The 16,061-nt window shown below is 71.8% G+C and carries 11 protein-coding genes; 4 read left to right on the top strand and 7 right to left on the bottom strand.

What is annotated here, in order from left to right:
- Window positions 1–30: 30 nt before the first annotated feature.
- The 3 genes from murJ to G6N31_RS21180 form a co-directional block, all read right to left on the bottom strand.
- Entirely contained in the window at window positions 31–3,345 is a 3,315-nt protein-coding gene (murJ, locus tag G6N31_RS21170) for a murein biosynthesis integral membrane protein MurJ (protein WP_098005866.1), read from the bottom strand.
- 76 nt (window positions 3,346–3,421) lie between these two features.
- Window positions 3,422–5,848 (bottom strand): DUF6049 family protein, encoded by a 2,427-nt coding sequence (locus G6N31_RS21175; RefSeq protein WP_098005868.1) that lies wholly within the window; start codon window positions 5,846–5,848, stop codon window positions 3,422–3,424.
- On the bottom strand, window positions 5,845–6,630 hold the full coding sequence (locus G6N31_RS21180) for an NUDIX hydrolase (RefSeq protein WP_179964219.1): 786 nt from the start codon (window positions 6,628–6,630) through the stop codon (window positions 5,845–5,847). The genes G6N31_RS21175 and G6N31_RS21180 overlap by 4 nt, the downstream gene beginning before the upstream one ends.
- A gap of 85 nt (window positions 6,631–6,715) precedes the next feature.
- Between G6N31_RS21180 and G6N31_RS21185 the strand changes: the two genes are divergently transcribed.
- Window positions 6,716–8,173: a CCA tRNA nucleotidyltransferase gene (locus G6N31_RS21185; RefSeq protein ID WP_098005870.1), complete on the top strand. Its 1,458-nt coding sequence runs from the start codon at window positions 6,716–6,718 to the stop codon at window positions 8,171–8,173.
- Window positions 8,174–8,187: 14 nt separating this feature from the next.
- Entirely contained in the window at window positions 8,188–8,688 is a 501-nt protein-coding gene (locus G6N31_RS21190) for a pullulanase (RefSeq protein ID WP_098005872.1), read from the top strand.
- 3 nt (window positions 8,689–8,691) lie between these two features.
- Here G6N31_RS21190 and G6N31_RS21195 read toward each other — a convergent pair whose 3' ends face one another.
- Both G6N31_RS21195 and G6N31_RS21200 read right to left on the bottom strand, forming a co-directional pair.
- Window positions 8,692–9,477: a TIGR03084 family metal-binding protein gene (locus tag G6N31_RS21195; protein ID WP_098005874.1), complete on the bottom strand. Its 786-nt coding sequence runs from the start codon at window positions 9,475–9,477 to the stop codon at window positions 8,692–8,694.
- Window positions 9,478–9,486: 9 nt separating this feature from the next.
- Entirely contained in the window at window positions 9,487–10,770 is a 1,284-nt protein-coding gene (locus G6N31_RS21200; RefSeq protein ID WP_234815471.1) for an MFS transporter, read from the bottom strand.
- A gap of 145 nt (window positions 10,771–10,915) precedes the next feature.
- Between G6N31_RS21200 and G6N31_RS21205 the strand changes: the two genes are divergently transcribed.
- The gene (locus G6N31_RS21205; protein WP_098005888.1) at window positions 10,916–11,521 is read left to right on the top strand and encodes a YqgE/AlgH family protein; all 606 of its coding nucleotides are present in this window, start codon (window positions 10,916–10,918) and stop codon (window positions 11,519–11,521) included.
- On the opposite strand, the gene G6N31_RS21210 is transcribed toward G6N31_RS21205, so the two are convergent.
- Together G6N31_RS21210 and G6N31_RS21215 are read right to left on the bottom strand one after the other, a co-directional pair.
- Complete coding sequence (locus G6N31_RS21210) at window positions 11,508–11,885, bottom strand: hypothetical protein (RefSeq protein ID WP_098005878.1); 378 nt, start codon at window positions 11,883–11,885, stop codon at window positions 11,508–11,510. The two genes, G6N31_RS21205 and G6N31_RS21210, sit on opposite strands and share 14 nt — an antisense overlap.
- 73 nt (window positions 11,886–11,958) lie before the next feature.
- Complete coding sequence (locus tag G6N31_RS21215; protein ID WP_163722295.1) at window positions 11,959–12,981, bottom strand: LpqN/LpqT family lipoprotein; 1,023 nt, start codon at window positions 12,979–12,981, stop codon at window positions 11,959–11,961.
- A gap of 209 nt (window positions 12,982–13,190) precedes the next feature.
- On the opposite strand from G6N31_RS21215, the gene leuS reads away from it, so the two are divergent.
- Window positions 13,191–16,058 carry a leucine--tRNA ligase gene (gene leuS, locus G6N31_RS21220; RefSeq protein WP_098006765.1) on the top strand — a complete coding sequence of 956 codons (2,868 nt, stop codon included), beginning with the start codon at window positions 13,191–13,193 and terminating at the stop codon, window positions 16,056–16,058.
- Window positions 16,059–16,061 lie beyond the last annotated feature (3 nt).

The raw sequence follows: 16,061 nt of genomic DNA on the forward strand, positions 1-16,061 counted from the left end.
CCGACACCAGTTTCGGGCGGCACCGGCCGGTCAGGACGCGGCGTTGAGCGTTATCTCGGAGATGTCGGTGCGGCTCTCCCCGTCGACTTGCCCGAGCGTGGTGATCCACACCAGCACGTTGGAGGTGGGTTCGGCGTCCTCGACGCGGATGGTGTTGGAGCCGGGCCGCAAGGTGGTCGGCTCGGTCAGCGCGGTGGTGGACTCCAGCGACGACGGGGACGGGCTCGATGCCGACCGGACCTGCACCGCGGTGCCGGTGCTGTTCAGGTTGATGGTGACCGAGCCGATGGTGGCCGGTTCGGGCAGCTCCAGCAGCAGCCCCACCCCGCTCTTGAAGTTCGGGAATGGCACGGCATCGCTGTAGGTGTCGGTCGGCCACACCGTCGAGGTGTCGCCATCGATGGCCAGGTCGGCCAGCTCGGGCGCGTCGGCGCCGCCGCCGGGGGAGAAGACGGTGGCGCTCACCGGGTCCAGCGCCGACCCGGTGGCGGTGGGACCCGCGGTTTCCTCCTGCGACGTGGTCGGGTCGTTGAGTCCGAGCGCGTCGCCGCCCAGGCCGTCACCCACATCACCGAAGATCCGGCTGAGCACCGTGGCCAGCAGCACCACCGCGACGATCACCACGACCGCACCGGCTGTCAGTCCGATGATCAGGCCCTTCCGGCGGCGTGCCTCGGCCTCGGGGTCGGGTTCGTCCTCCCAGGGCGCTTCCACCGGGCCGGCCGGGCGGTCGTCGACCGGGGCGATGTGATCGGTCCGGTCGGCGATCGCGGTGGCCTGCTGCAGCAGGTTGAGCAGCGTCGGGGCGCTGCGGATGCCACCGTTCTCCTGCACCGCGCGGGCGGCGGCCGCCGAGATCTGGAACGGGATGTCGCGGTCGACGGTGCGCGGTTCGACGGCCTGGCCGGCGGCGTCGAGGTCGGCCGGTGCCAGCCCGCTGGGGGTACCGGACTCCGGCAGCGGCCAGCGGTTGACCAGCAGCGCATACAGCGTCGCGCCGATACCGCGGATGTCGTCTTCGGGATTGGCGTCGGGCAGCGTGGCAGGGAACGCGAGCGCGACATCGCCGTCGATGCTGACCCGGATGCGGCTGGGGTGGTCCACCGACAGCGCCACCCCGTTGCGGTGGGCGGCCTCGGCGACCGCGGCCAGCGACTGGATTGCCCGCGCCCCGCCGATCGGCGACGGCGCGGTCTCGGCGACCTCGGCCAGCGAGCCGCCGCGGATCCACTCCGAGACCACCAGCCCACCGGTGCGGATCGGTAACACGTCGAGCACCCGCGCCACCCCGGGCATGTCGATGCGGCCCAGCCGCTGGGTGCGATCGAGGATGGCCTGCACCTTGTGGGCGGGCAGGGCCCCGTCCGGATCGACGAAGGTCAGAGCGACCTGGCGGTCCAGTGCGGTGTCGAGGGCCTGCCAAAACTGCAGGTGTGCGGGGCCGCCGTGGGAAACCAGGAGCCGGTAGCGGCCGTTGGCCAGCGTCGCTCCCGGGATCAGGTGCGGTTCCTCGCCGCCCGGGGGCGTGTCCAGCCCGGTGGCGGGCGGCGTCGGCAGCACTTCGGTCGGCGAGACGTCGGGCTGGAAGTCGTCGGCCGGCGGCCGCTCGTGGCGGGTGGTCGACTCCGTCGCCGGGCCCGGGGGCTGAGAGCGCTCGGTCTCGGCGCCGCTGGCGTGTTCGTCGCTCACGGCTGATCCTTTCCGCGGGGACGAATTCGTATCGGGGTGTAGCTCAGGGTACGTGAGGGCCCGGCGGCGCCCGCTGAGGCGGCGTACGTAGCGGCCCACCACATCCGCCGCGGCCATCGCCTCGGGGACCTTTGCCGCCAGCATGACCGCGGCCAGCAGCGGCGCCATCACCAGCCCGAGCACCAGCAGCCGCAGCAGCGAGCCCAGGCCGCCCCAGGCCGCGGTCAGCGCGTCCAGGCCGAGGAGACGGTCCAGCAGATGGGCCACCAGACCGGAGCCCAGCGAAGCGGCGATGGTGACCAGCACGGTGCGCACCACGTCGAGGCCGATCAGGTGTCCGCCGGGCGGATCGAGCCGGCTGCGGAGCAGCACGTAGCCGACGGTCGCGCCGGCCAGGAAGCCCAGACCGTTGGCCAGGCCGAGGTACCCGGCGACCAGCTCGGGGTCGTCGGTCAGGTGCGGCGCGGCCAGCGATGCCGCGATCTTGACCACGGTGATCACCACGATCAGCGCGATCGGCGTCCACGGTTCCTCGCGTGCGTAGAACACCCGCAGCTGCAGCAGCACCAGCGCGTACGGAATCAGCGTGAACGCCGACAGCGTGATGGCCATGCCGAGGTAGCCGGCGTCGACCGTGCCGAAGTTGCCGTAGGCGAACAGCGCGGTGCCGATCGCCGGGCCGCCGACGGTCATCAGCGCGACGATCGGAATCAATGTCACCATGATCAGCCGGGTCGCGAGGGACAGATCGGCCAGCACCGCGGGCCCGTCATCGTTGGCGGCGTTGCGCGACAGCCGCGGCATCACCACGGTCAGCACCGTGACGCCGATGATGCCGAACGGCAGGTAGAGCACCAGCCACGTGTAGTTGTAGATGGCCGGGCCCGAGGCGGCCGCACCGGCGGCGATCCGATTGCCGACGACCAGGCCGACCTGGCTGATCAGCACGTAGAGCACCATCGCCAGCGCCATCATCGCGAACTTCTTCAGCCGCGCGTCGATCCCCCACAGCGGCCGCACGCTGATCTGTTCACGCCGGATCGCGACGAACAACACCGCGGCCTGGGCGACGACGCCGAGCGTGGTCCCGATCCCGAGCACCAGCAGTTTGGCGTTGCCCATCTCGACCGGGTCGACCGAGAGTTCGCCCGGCACCAGCACATACAGCGCCAGCGTGAGGATGGCGACGACGTTGTTGACCACCGGCGCCCAGGCCGGTGGCCCGAAGATGTTGCGGGTGTTCAGGATCGCCATGAACACCGACGACAGGCCGTAGAAGATGATCTGCGGCAGCAGCAGATACGCGAACGCGGTGGTCAGGGGCCGGTTGACCTGCGGGTCGGACCCGAGCATGAGATCCGCGAGCAGCGGTGCGGCCACCGTGGAGACGACGGTGACGACCAGCAGCAGCGTGGTGGCCAGCGTCAGCAGCCGCCGGATGAACGCCGCGCCGCCGTCGGGGTCGTCGCGTTCGGCCCGGGCCAGCACGGGCACGAAGATCGCGGTGAACGTGGCCTCGAGCACCAACGCCGCGATCAGGTTCGGCAGCTGATTGGCCACGGTGAAGGCGCTCGTCAGCGCGGCGCCCAGGATCGCGGCCAGCAGCACGATGCGGGCGAACCCGGTCAGCCGGCTGACCAGGGTGGCCACCGCCATGCCCCACGAGCGGGAGACGACAGCGGAGTCGGAGAGCTCCTCCCGCGGGGCGGCCCGTCCCGCGGCGGACGCCGGTTCAGTCACCTGGGCCGCCGCGCGAGGTCGGGGCACGCCGCGGCCCGGCCGTGGTCCGGGCAGGCTGCGCGGTGTCGGCTGCGGGGTCGTCGGGGAAGGCCAGCGCGACCTCGATCGGATCCGGACGGTCCAGGTCGGCGGGATCGGGCTGGCCGCGGAAGCGGTGCCACAGGCGCCGGCCGACGAGCAGTACCAGGACCGCGCCGCCCGTCAGGGTGATGATGAACAGCACCTTGCCGTAGGCGTTGGAGTGCACGGACAACCGGGCGGGTTCCCCGAGCGGCAACCCGTTGGCGGTGCGCAGCGCGACGTCGACGGCCACCCGCTGGGTGAAGTGCACCTCGATGGGCACCTTCAGCGGGAGGAACCCCGGCGGCAGCACGATCTCGCCCATGTCGGTCACCGTCATGCCGGGCGGGGCGTCGATGTCGAGGCGGACGCGGATCGGCACCGGCAGATCGTTGCGCAACGCCAGCGGCAGGGGGCTGCGTTCGGTGGCCAGCGTGTAGGAGCCGCCGGGGTTGACGATGGTCACCGCGTTGAACAGGTCGGTCACCGTGGCGCTGACGGTGGTCAGGCGCTGCTGCGCCAGCCCGGCGCGCGCGTCGGGCGGCACGGACAGGCTCAGCGCCCGCAGCATGTCCTCGCGCAGCGGAGCGGTGTACTGGGCCCCGGTCAACCCGGTGCGCTCATCGGTGCCCAGCGCTGCCGTCAGGCCCCACAACCGCCCCGTGGTCGCGGCGATGCCCGACACCACCCCGTCGTCGAAGCGGCCCCGCGGATTGCCGGTCGTCCCGGACGGCAGCTCAGCGCTGCCGTGCACCGCGGCGGCCTCGTCGATCACGGCGCGCAGCGGCCGCGGCACGGCCAGCCCGGAGCGGATCGCGGTGCCGACCGCACTGAGCACCGCGGCCGCGTCGTCACCGGACAGGCCCCACATGAGCGGCGGCACCAACAGCTGCGTGCGTGGCGTGACATCGGGGTCGAGGCTCTGCCACAGCATCGCCCCGAGCGCATCCTGGCGCCGGGCGACCGCGGAATCCTGTTTGAGCGGGGTGTCCAGCGAAGCGCTCAGGTAGGACGGCGACTCCGGCTGGGCGCCCACGCTGGCCAGCGCCGCGCCGACCGCCGGGTCGAACGGCGCGGCCACCACATTGGGGGTGTAGCGCACCGGCGACACCTCGGCGGTCTGCGGTCGGCTGCCGTCACCGTCCTGCGGCCCCGACAGGTCGGCGGCGCCGATCGCGACGGTGGGACCCTGCGCCGAGAGCAGCTGCACCGTCCCCGCGGTCATCGGGCCGTCGCCGACCAGGGTGGCGCCCCGGGTGACAGGCACGCCGAGGATCTGGGCGACGATGTCGGCCGCACCGCGAGTGGCGATCGCCGACAGGCCGAAGTCCCCCACCCGATGCAGCGCGTCGAGGTCGGCCTGGGCGTAGGTGGTCGCGGTGACGCACAACCGCGCGGCCACCGCGCGGAGCCGGGCCAGCCAGTCGATCGCGGCCTGCCGCCCGGCGCCGGGATAGGTGGCGGTACCGCGACCGGCCTCCGGTCCCGCGTTGACCACATAGCCATTGGTCATCGCGTTGACAGTGATCAGCAGGTCGGGGTCGACGGCCAGGCAGACGGCCCGGGCGAGCTCACCACGCGGGTCGACCGCCGGGCCGGTCGCGAAGTCGACCGCCGAGAGCATGGTGTCGAGTCGGCCGCCGGGCGCCAGGGAGGTCGCCAGTTCGTCGTCGATCAGGCGGACGGGCGTGGTTTCGCCCGGCGCGCCCGCCGCCAGCCGGGGCCGGTCGGCCAGCGGCCACAGCAGGGTCATCGCCACCGGTCGGGTGGTGTCGGGGGGCACCGCGGAGTCGACGGAGCCGGTGTCGGCGGGCGAGCCGTCGGCGTCGGCGGGCGGGACGCCCAGCACAGGCAGCAGGAAGCGGGAATCGTCGAGCCGCGCGGGCGCCCCGTAGTCGGGCGTGCCGTTGACGTTGACCATCACCGGGTACACGCCGGGCTGGTCGATGCTCAACGACTGCGCGGCCGCGCGCAGCGGGTAGGCCAGCCGGAACGGCACGTCCTGCCCGCGCGCGAGTTCCGGTGCGACGGTGATGAAGTCGGCCACCGGCTGGTACTGGTCGACGTTGCCGGTCAGGTTGGTGCGCAGCGCGGTCGACGAGCTCACCGCGTCGGCGCGCTCGAGGCGGACCACGACGTCGCGCACCGGGCGGTCGCCGATGTTGCGGATCCTGCCGGTGACGGTGACGAGCGGGTCGCTGGTGGTGGTGACCAGGTCGGGAGAGACGGTGTCGATCTGGATCTGCAGGAACTGCTTCGGCACGGGTTGCGCGTCGGCCTGCGGGGCGCCGACTGTCGGCGCGATCGCCAGCAGCAGCGCGACGACCGCGGCGAGCAGTCGTGCGAGCGGCACGCTCACGGTCCCTGACCGCAGCCGTTCGTCCGCCGGCCGGGCTGGGATTGAGCGGAGCGGTCGGGCTTGCCGTTGCGCACGTGCGAGTGCGTCTGCGGCCGTCGGCGGGGCGTGCTGCGCGGCAGCGGCGGCAGCGCACCGGGCCCGTCGGCGTGCAGTTTGTCGATCAGTTCGTCGGCCACCGCTGCCAGGCGGCGTTCGTCGGCGTAGGCCAGGCGCGACGGCAGCTCTCTGACCGGCACCCAGGCCACCTCGGTGACCTCGACGTCCTCGTCGGAGAGCTCGCCACCGGAGAACCGCATCAGGTAATGGTGCACGGTCTTGTGGACGCGGCGCCCCTCGGTGACGAACCAGTAGTCGATGCTGCCGAGTGCGGCCAGGACGTCGCCCTGGATCCCGGTCTCCTCGGCCACCTCACGGATGGCGGTCTGCTCGGCGGTCTCGCCCAGCTCGATGTGCCCCTTGGGCAGCGACCACAGCATGCGTCCACGCCGGTCGATGCGGCCGATCAGAGCCGCCACCTGACGGTCTTTCGGGCCGTCGATCCCGTCGATGACCAGACCGCCGGCCGACGTCTCGTGCACGGTTCGCAGCCGGTCCGGCGTCCGCCGGGGACGGGCCTTCTGGGGTTTGGGGGAGCGGGAATTCTGTTCCTGCGTGGCGTTCGGGGCGGTCGCCTGGCTCTGCGTTCGGGGCTGGTCGGTGCCCGCCGGAGGGGGCCCTGCCGCCCGCCGACCGCGCCGACGCCCTCGGCGCCGGCGTGATCTGGGCTGCTCGCCTTCCGACACCTCAGCGATATTAGCTGGCATGAACAGCACCCCACGCCACACTCGCCGGTCGGTGACACGGCTGTGACCAGTAGGCTCACCGGACGTGCCCGACCCTAGGCAACCCAGCCCGTCCGACGTCGAACTGCTGGCCGCCGCTCAGGTTTCCCTGAACCGGCATGCCCGCGTGCTCGCCGGGCTCGGCCGGCTGTTCGCCGACCACGGCCACCAGCTCTACCTGGTGGGCGGCAGCGTCCGCGACGCGCTGCTGGGCCGGTTGGGCACCGATCTCGACTTCACCACCGACGCCCGCCCCGAGCAGATGCAGGCGTTTCTGCGCGACTGGGCCGACGCGCTCTGGGACACCGGCATCGAATTCGGCACGCTGGGCGTGGGCAAGGATGGCGACCGCCTCGAGTTGACCACGTTCCGGGCCGACAGCTACGACCAGCAGTCACGTCATCCGGAGGTGCGCTTCGGCGACAATCTCGCCGACGATCTGGTGCGCCGCGACTTCACCGTCAACGCGATGGCGGTCCAGATCACCGCGCAGGGGCCCGGCGAGTTCTTCGATCCACTCAACGGGCTGTCCGCGCTGCGTGCCGGGGTGCTCGACACCCCGGCAGAACCGGAGGTCTCGTTCGGCGACGATCCGCTGCGGATGCTGCGCGCGGCACGGTTCGTGTCCCAGCTGGGTTTCGCGGTTGCGCCGCGCGTGCGGCGCGCGCTGGGGGACATGGCGCCGCAACTGGGCCGGATCTCGGCCGAGCGGGTGGCTGCCGAGCTGGACAAGCTGCTGCTCGGCCGGGACCCGGTGGCCGGTATCGACCTGATGGTGGAGACGGGGCTGGGGGAGGTGGTGCTGCCCGAGGTCGGCGGCATGCGGATGGCCATCGACGAACACCATCAGCACAAGGACGTCTACCAGCACTCGCTGACGGTGCTGCGGCAGGCCATGGAATTGGAGGAGCCCGGAAGTCCGCCCGATCTGGTGCTGCGCTGGGCGGCGCTGCTGCACGACATCGGCAAACCGGCCACCCGCCGGCACGAGCCCGACGGCGGTGTGAGCTTCCATCACCACGAAGTGGTCGGCGCGAAGATGGCGCGCAAGCGGATGCGGGCGCTGAAGTACTCCAAGCAGATGGTCGACGACGTCTCGCAGCTGGTGTACCTGCACCTGCGCTTCCACGGCTACGGGGACGGCCGGTGGACCGACTCCGCGGTGCGCCGGTACGTCACCGACGCCGGACCGCTGTTGGGTCGGCTGCACAAGCTGGTCCGCGCCGACTGCACGACCCGCAACAAGAGGCGCGCGGCGCGACTGCAGGCCAACTACGACGACTTGGAGCGCCGGATCGAGGAGCTGGCGGCCAGGGAGGATCTGGCGCGGGTGCGGCCCGACCTCGACGGCAACGAGATCATGGAGATCCTCGGCATCCCGGCGGGCCCGCAGGTCGGCCGGGCGTGGAACCATCTCAAGGAGCTGCGGCTGGACCGCGGACCGCTGAGCCGCGAGGAAGCCGTCGACGAACTGCTCGCGTGGTGGAACCGGGAGCGGTCCTAGCGCGTCCGAACGGTATGGACTACTGCCTGGGCGAGCCCGACGGCTCGGCGCGGATCTGGTCGGTCGATGCGGACACCGACCTCGACGGGGACGGGCGCCTCGACGGGGTCGGGCTGGACGTCGACGGTGACGGGCTGCTCGACGACGTGCTGGCCGATCTCGACGGCGACGGCACAGCCGAGCACGCGGTGCTCGACCGCGACGACGACGGTGTCGCCGAGGCTTACGTCACCGACGACGGCACCGGCACCTGGACGGTGGCCGCCGACCGAGGCGCACCGCTGCGGTGGTTCGGGTTGGACGGGGCCGAGCAGCCCGCCACCGGGGCGGCGGTCGACCTCGACGGCGACGGCGCGGCTGCCGAACGACTGGCCGATCTCGACGGGGACGGGCTGGCCGACCGGGCGTTCGGCACGGGGCGGGCGTGGGTGGACACCGACGCTGACGGACGCTGGGACGTCCGGCTCACCGACTCCGACAGCGACACCAGGGCCGACCGCGCCGACTACCTGTGACGGTCAGGACCGGCCGGCCCCGGGCGGGCCGGCGAAGGCCTGCGCGATGTCCAGCCAGCGGTCCGCGTCGGCGCCGACGGCCTCGAGGTCGAGATCGGCGCGGGGACGACGCTGGGTTACCAGCATGCAGAAGTGTTCAGCCGAGCCGATGACCCGCTGCTCCGCGTCGGCGGGACCCCACGTCCACTGTGCTTCCGAACTTCCCTGCGGCGCGGCCAGTTTCACGTGAAACGGGGCGGCCGGCGGGGTGAGGCCGTGCAGCGTGAACGCGAAGTCCCGGGTCCGTACGCCGATGTGGGCGATCGAGCGCAGGCGCGCGGTGGGCACCCGGGCCACGCCCAACGCATCGGCGACGTCCAGACCGTGCGCCCACGTCTCCATCAACCGCGCGGTCGCCATCGACGCCGCACTCATCGGGGGGCCGAACCAGGGCAGCTTGCGTCCGGGCGCGACGCCGGCCAGCGCGTCGTGCAGCGCGGCCCGGGCGGTGCGCCACTCGGCCAGCAGCTCGGGCGGGGCGGTGGTGGCCAGCTCCTCGGCGGCGGCGTCGACGAAGCCGGAGGGATTGCGGCCCGCCGCGGCCAGCACGTCACCGAAAGCGGCCTCGTCGGTGACCGCGGTGTGGGCCACCCGGTCTGTCCACAGCAGATGCGCGATCTGGTGGGCGATCGTCCAGCCCGGCGCCGGTGTCGGGGTCGCCCATGCCGGTGGCGCCAGTGCGGCCACCAGCGCGTCCAGCTCGGCGCTCTCGTCCCGCAGATCGGTGATCAACGAGTCGAGCTCAGCCATGGCGCAACCCTAGTCCGCCAGTCGGGCGCCGCGGGCCACGGTCGCGTGCGCGGCCAGCCCGGCCAGGTAGACCGCGCTGCCGACCGCTGCCAGCCCCGGTGCCCGGCCGTCGGGCGGGATGACCGCCGCGGCCGCACCGATCGCGCCGATGAACGCCATCCAGAACAACGAATCCTGCACCGTGAACACGTGACCGCGCAGCGCGTCGTCGACGTCGATCTGCATCGCCGAGTCCGCGCACAGCTTGACCATCTGCCCGGCGCCGCCGAGCAGGAAGCCGCACAGCACCATCACCGGCAGATATAGCCCGGTGCCGGCCAGCTGCACCACCGCTGCGAACGTCAGCGCCGCGTTGGGCACGGTGTAGCGGCCCCAGCGGCGCACGAGTTTCGGCGTGACCACCGTCGCCAGGAACGACCCGGCGCCGGTGGCGGCGACGAACAGCACCGCGGTGCCCAGACCGACGACCGAGGCCTGTTCGGTGTGGCGCACCATCACCAGCACCAGCATCGTGTTGATCCCGAACACCACCCGGTGGGCGGCCAGCCCGCTCAGTGTGGCGGCGACGGTGGGCACGCCGAGCACGGTGCGTGCACCGTGGGTCCACCCGGTGGCCACCGCGTAGAGCACGCTGCCCCGCACCGCACGGGTGCTGGCGTCGGGGCCCAGCAGATGCGGCGGAAACCGCATCGACAGCCACAGCGCCAGCCCGACCGGGACGGTCACCAGGAAGATGACGACCGACGCGCCGGCGTCGCCGGCGCCGAACAGCCAGCGGGGTACCAGCATGAAGTTGGCACCCAGGAACGCCGCTACCGCCCCGGTGGCCACCGACAGGGAGTTCATCGAGATCACCCGGTCGCGCGGGACCACGTGCGGCAGCGCCGCCGACACCCCCGACGAGACGAACCGGGTGAACCCGTTGACCACCAGCGCGCCGACCAGAATCGGGAGGTCGGCCACCCCGGACGCCAGCAGCACGCCGACTGTCGCCACCAGTACCAGCCGCACACTGTTGGCACCGATGAGCACCAGCCGGCGGTCCCACCGGTCCAGTAGCGCCCCGGCGAACGGGCCCAGCACCGAGTACGGCAGGAACAGCACTGCGAACGCCGCTGCGATGGCCCATGGTTCGGCGGCGCGCTCCGGGTTGAACAGGATGGCCCCGGCCAGACCGCCCTGGAAGAGCCCGTCCCCGAACTGGCTGACGGCGCGCAGTTCGAGCAGCCGACCGAACTCGGGCAGCTCCCGCACCGAACGCCACACGGCGCGCGGCGTCTGCTTTCCGGGCACGGTGCACGTCCTCGCTGCGGTGGTGGTCGACCGTCGACTGCGGGCACGGGTGAGCCCGGCCGCGACGCGACCCACAGTACAAATGTCGGCACCCCGACCGCTCGGATCGCCACCGCACCGCGGCGGTGGTGACATGATGGGAAACGTGGGGCAGCCAGAGGATCCGGAGGACTACGTCGCTCCTGCGGCACACCGGGTACGTGCGGGCACACTGCTGCTGGCCAACACCGATCTGTTGGAGCCGACGTTTCGCCGCAGCGTCATCTACGTCGTCGAGCACAACGACGGCGGCACGCTGGGCGTGGTGCTCAACCGGCCCAGCGAGACCGCGGTGTACAACGTGCTGCCGCAGTGGGCGAAGCTGACCACGAAACCGAAGACGATGTTCATCGGCGGCCCGGTCAAGCGCGACGCGGCGCTGTGCCTGGCGACGGTGCGGGTCGGCCTGGACGCCGACAACGTGCCCGGGTTGCGGCACATCCAGGGCCGCATCGCGATGGTGGACCTCGACGCCGACCCGGATTCGATCGCGCCGGCCGTCGAGGGGGTGCGGATCTTCGCCGGGTATTCCGGCTGGACCATCGGGCAGCTCGAAGGCGAGATCGAGCGCGACGACTGGATCGTGTTGTCGGCGTTACCGTCTGATGTGCTGGTGGAGCCCAAGGTGGACCTGTGGGCGCGGGTGCTGCGTCGGCAGCCGATGCCGCTGAGCCTGCTGGCGACCCACCCGATCGACCTCAGCCGGAACTAGGACCGCAGGACAGCGTGCAGGTCGCGCACCCCGTGCCGTCGCTGCTGCCGCATCCGCCGGCGGTACCCGCGTGCGCGGCGTTGCGCCGCGCCACGGCCGCGGCGGCCTGCCAGCATCCCGCGCCGACGGTGCCGACCGCGCCGACGGTGCAGACGACGAGGATCACCACCGACATCGGCGGGGTGGCCGTCAACGCCACCACCGCGCCCGCGCCGAGCATGACCGCGGCGGCGAGTTGGGTGGGCGCGACCGCGCGCAGCACCTGGTGGACGTAGTCGTCGGTGGGGCGCCGGGTCAGCGACCAGACCCCGGACGCGGCGGCGACGACGGCCGCTGACAGACACAGCACGGCGGCGACCAGCATGGATCTCAGGATACGGCGTCGGATTGGGCCGCCGTCCCCCGGGCGCCAGGCTTCGCCCGGGGGACGACGCCGTCTATCCCGGCAGTCCCAGCATCTGTGGCGGAGACGCCACCGCCGGCACCGCGGGCGCGGCGGGCGCGGGGACTGCGGGAGCTGCGGGTGCTGGGGGAGCGCCGGGTGGTGCGGCCGCCGGCGGCGGCGGCGCGGCGGGGAGCCCGACCTTGAAGCCGTTGACGATCGCGTCGGTGGCCTCGGCGGCGGCGACCACCTGATCGATGCTGGTGGTGACCGCCAGCGACACCAGGTAACGGTCGGGGCCGGCGGTCGCGAGGACGTGGCGGCGTGAGGTGTTCAACGTCATGTTGTTCTCGCGGTAGGTGCCCTCGATCAGCGCCGAGGGCATCCCGCCGAAGTCGGCCAGCGACGCGTCGGTGGTCCGCCAGGCCGGGCGCTGCTGGCTGTCGACGAAGCCGTGGCTGATGGCCTCCTTCGGGTCGAACTCTCCGACCAGCTTGTAGACCACGACCTGGGCGTTCGACGTGTACAGGCCGTTGCCTCCGACCCGGTCGGCGATCACCGCGAAGGCGTCGGGGACGTTCGGGTCCGGAATGTGCTGCCAGCCCCGGGGCATCGGCAGCACGATGTTCAGGGCGCGGAAGTCGCGGCTGGACTGCGGCTCCATGGCCACGCCCTTGGCGGCGAAGAACTCGGTGAGCGTGCCGGACCTGGCCGGGGCGATCGTGCTGGGTGGGCGCGCCGGCGCCGCCGGCACGGCCGGGGCGCTGACGCCGGCCGGAACCGCCGCGGCGCCGCCGGTGACCGGCGCCTGGCCGGCGCCCGGCGCGAGCGCCTGGCCGGCACCCGGCGCGGAGGCGGGTGCGGCGTTGGGCATGACGGTCACGGTCTGGGTCACCGTCGCGGGGGCCTGGGCGGGGGCTTGAGCGGGGCCCGGAGCGGGGGCAGGCAGCGCCGGTACGGCGGGCACCGGTTGCGCCGAGGCGATGGTGCCCGAGATGCCGAGCACGCCGGCGACTCCGGCGGCGCACGCCCCGACTCCTCCTGCCAGAACCCGCCAGCGGCGGGCGTTTTCGCTCATGAAGTGAACTCCTCCCCATCCTTGCCGACCCGGTGTGACCATCCGGCTCGGACGTCGGTGCCCGGGCCAGGCGACGAATGTATCCACGGCTGTCACGCCCCCACCAGGGCTGGGATCGAGCTGGAATCAACCCCTGACGCATCCGCAACGGAACCGAGATCAAGACGTGGCCGGGAAATCGGCGATCGGGGGGCTTATACCCTGTTGGCGTGACCGAATCGCCCACCACGCAGTCTGCCGCCGACCCCGCCGTCGGGGACACGCCCCGGCACCGCTACACCGCGGAGCTGGCCGGCGACCTCGAACGTGCGTGGCAGCGCCGGTGGGCCGAGCGCGGGACGTTCGACGTCGCCAACCCGGTCGGCGCGCTGGCTTCCGCCGACGGCCGGCCGGTGCCCGCGGACAAGATGTTCGTTCAGGACATGTTCCCGTACCCGTCCGGCGAGGGTCTGCACGTCGGCCATCCGCTGGGCTACATCGCCACCGACGTCTATGCCCGCTACCACCGGATGACCGGACGTAATGTGTTGCACGCGTTGGGTTTCGATGCGTTCGGTCTGCCTGCCGAGCAGTACGCGATCCAGACCGGCACCCATCCGCGCACCCGGACCGAGGCCAACATCGTCAACTTCCGCCGCCAGCTGGGCCGGCTCGGTCTCGGCCATGACGCGCGGCGCAGCTTCTCCACCACCGACGTGGACTACTACAAGTGGACGCAGTGGATCTTCCTGCAGATCTACAACGCGTGGTTCGATCCGCAGACCAACCGGGCCCGCCCGATCGCCGAGCTGATCGCCGAGTTCGACACCGGCACCCGCACCGTGGACGATGGTCGCCGCTGGGCCGAACTGTCGGCGGGGGAGCGCGCCGACGTGGTCGACTCGCACCGGCTGGTGTACCTGGCCGACTCGATGGTGAACTGGTGCCCGGGCCTGGGCACGGTGCTGGCCAACGAGGAGGTCACCGCCGACGGCCGCAGCGAGCGGGGCAACTTCCCGGTGTTCCGGAAACGCCTGCGGCAGTGGATGATGCGCATCACCGCCTACTCCGACCGGCTGCTCGAGGACCTCGACGTGCTGGACTGGCCGGAGAAGGTCAAGACGATGCAGCGCAACTGGATCGGCCGCTCGACGGGTGCCCAGGTGCGGTTCGCCACGGACGCCGGTGACATCGAGGTGTTCACCACCCGCCCCGACACGTTGTTCGGCGCGACCTACATGGTGCTCGCGCCCGAGCACCCGCTGGTCGACCGGTTGGCCGCCGGCACCTGGCCCGCCGAAGTGGATCCGCGGTGGACGTTCGACGCGCCGAGCCCGCGCGACGCGGTCGCGGCCTACCGGGCCTCGATCGCCGCGAAGTCCGATCTGGAGCGTCAGGAGAACAAGCAGAAGACCGGGGTCTTCCTTGGTGCCTATGCGACGAACCCGGCTGACGGGCAACAGATTCCGGTGTTCATCGCCGACTATGTACTGGCCGGTTACGGCACCGGGGCGATCATGGCCGTGCCCGGCGGTGACCAGCGGGACTGGGACTTCGCCACCGAGTTCGGCTTGCCGATCGTCGAGGTCGTCTCCGGCGGCGACGTGTCGCAGGCCGCGTACACCGGCGACGGGGTCATGGTGAATTCCGGTTTCCTAAACGGGATGTCTGTGGACGACGCGAAAGCCGCGATGATCGAGCGGCTGGTGGCCGACGGCCGCGGCCGCGGGCGCGTGGAGTACAAGCTGCGCGACTGGCTGTTCGCCCGGCAGCGCTACTGGGGTGAGCCGTTCCCGATCGTCTATGACGCCGACGGCCGCGCCCATGCGCTGCCGGAGGACATGCTGCCCGTCGAACTTCCCGACGTGCCGGATTACTCACCGGTGCTGTTCGAGCCCGACGATGCCGCCAGCGAGCCGTCGCCGCCGCTGGCCAAGGCCACCGACTGGGTCAACGTCGAGCTCGACCTGGGCGACGGTGTGCGGCCCTACACCCGCGACACCAACGTGATGCCCCAGTGGGCCGGCAGCTCCTGGTACGAACTGCGCTACACCGATCCGCTCAACAGCGAGGCCCTGTGCGCCAAGGAGAACGAGGCGTACTGGATGGGGCCGCGGCCGGCGCAGCACGGCGCCGACGACCCGGGCGGGGTGGACCTCTACGTCGGGGGCGTGGAACACGCGGTGCTGCACCTGCTGTACTCGCGGTTCTGGCACAAGGTGCTCTACGACCTCGGACATGTCAGTTCCCGGGAGCCGTACCGCCGGCTGGTCAACCAGGGCTACATCCAGGCGTTCGCCTACACCGACGACCGCGGCGCATACGTACCCGCAGCCGAGGTCGTCGAACGTGACGGGACGTTCTTCTGGTCCGGGCCGGAGGGCGAGATCGAGGTCAACCAGGAGTTCGGCAAGATCGGTAAGAGCCTGAAGAACTCGGTGTCGCCCGACGAGATCTGCGACAACTACGGCGCCGACACCCTGCGCGTCTACGAAATGTCGATGGGCCCGCTGGAGGCGTCGCGGCCATGGGCGACCAAGGACGTCGTCGGGGCCCACCGCTTCCTGCAGCGGGTGTGGCGGCTGGTGGTCGACGAAGACACCGGAGCGACCGTCGTGTCCGACGAGCCGCTCGACGAAGAGACGCTGCGTCTGATGCACCGCACCATCGCGGGCGCCACCGAGGACTATGCCGCGCTGCGCAACAACACCGCCGCGGCCAAGCTGATCGAGTACACCAACCATCTGACCAAACAGTCGGTCACGGCGCGAGCCGCGCTGGAGCCGCTGGTGCTGATGGTCGCGCCGTTGGCCCCGCACCTGGCCGAGGAACTGTGGTCGCGGCTGGGCCACGACACGTCGCTGGCGCACGGCCCGTTCCCGGTGGCCGACGAGCGGTACCTCGTCGACGACACGGTCGAATACCCGGTGCAGGTCAACGGCAAGGTGCGCAGCCGGGTCACGGTGGCCGCCGACGCCGTCGCCGACGCCGTCGAAACCGCGGCACTGGCCGATGACAAGGTGGTCGCGTTCCTCGACGGGCGGACCCCCAAGAAGGTCATCGTCGTGCCGGGCCGACTGGTCAACGTCGTGGTCTGACGC

It is taken from the genome of Mycolicibacterium duvalii, from assembly GCF_010726645.1.
In the GTDB taxonomy this organism is placed as follows: Bacteria; Actinomycetota; Actinomycetes; order Mycobacteriales; family Mycobacteriaceae; genus Mycobacterium; species Mycobacterium duvalii.

Bases quoted from the DNA above. Each gene is read 5' to 3' on its own strand.
- G6N31_RS21210 (WP_098005878.1), bottom strand. From the start codon at position 11,885: ATGCTGGTCGCCGCCGTGCTGTGTCTGTCAGCGGCCGTCGTCGCCGCC.
- murJ (WP_098005866.1), bottom strand. From the start codon at position 3,345: ATGGCGGTGGCCACCCTGGTCAGCCGGCTGACCGGGTTCGCCCGCATC.
- G6N31_RS21190 (WP_098005872.1), top strand. From the start codon at position 8,188: ATGGACTACTGCCTGGGCGAGCCCGACGGCTCGGCGCGGATCTGGTCG.
- G6N31_RS21195 (WP_098005874.1), bottom strand. From the start codon at position 9,477: ATGGCTGAGCTCGACTCGTTGATCACCGATCTGCGGGACGAGAGCGCC.
- G6N31_RS21215 (WP_163722295.1), bottom strand. From the start codon at position 12,981: ATGAGCGAAAACGCCCGCCGCTGGCGGGTTCTGGCAGGAGGAGTCGGG.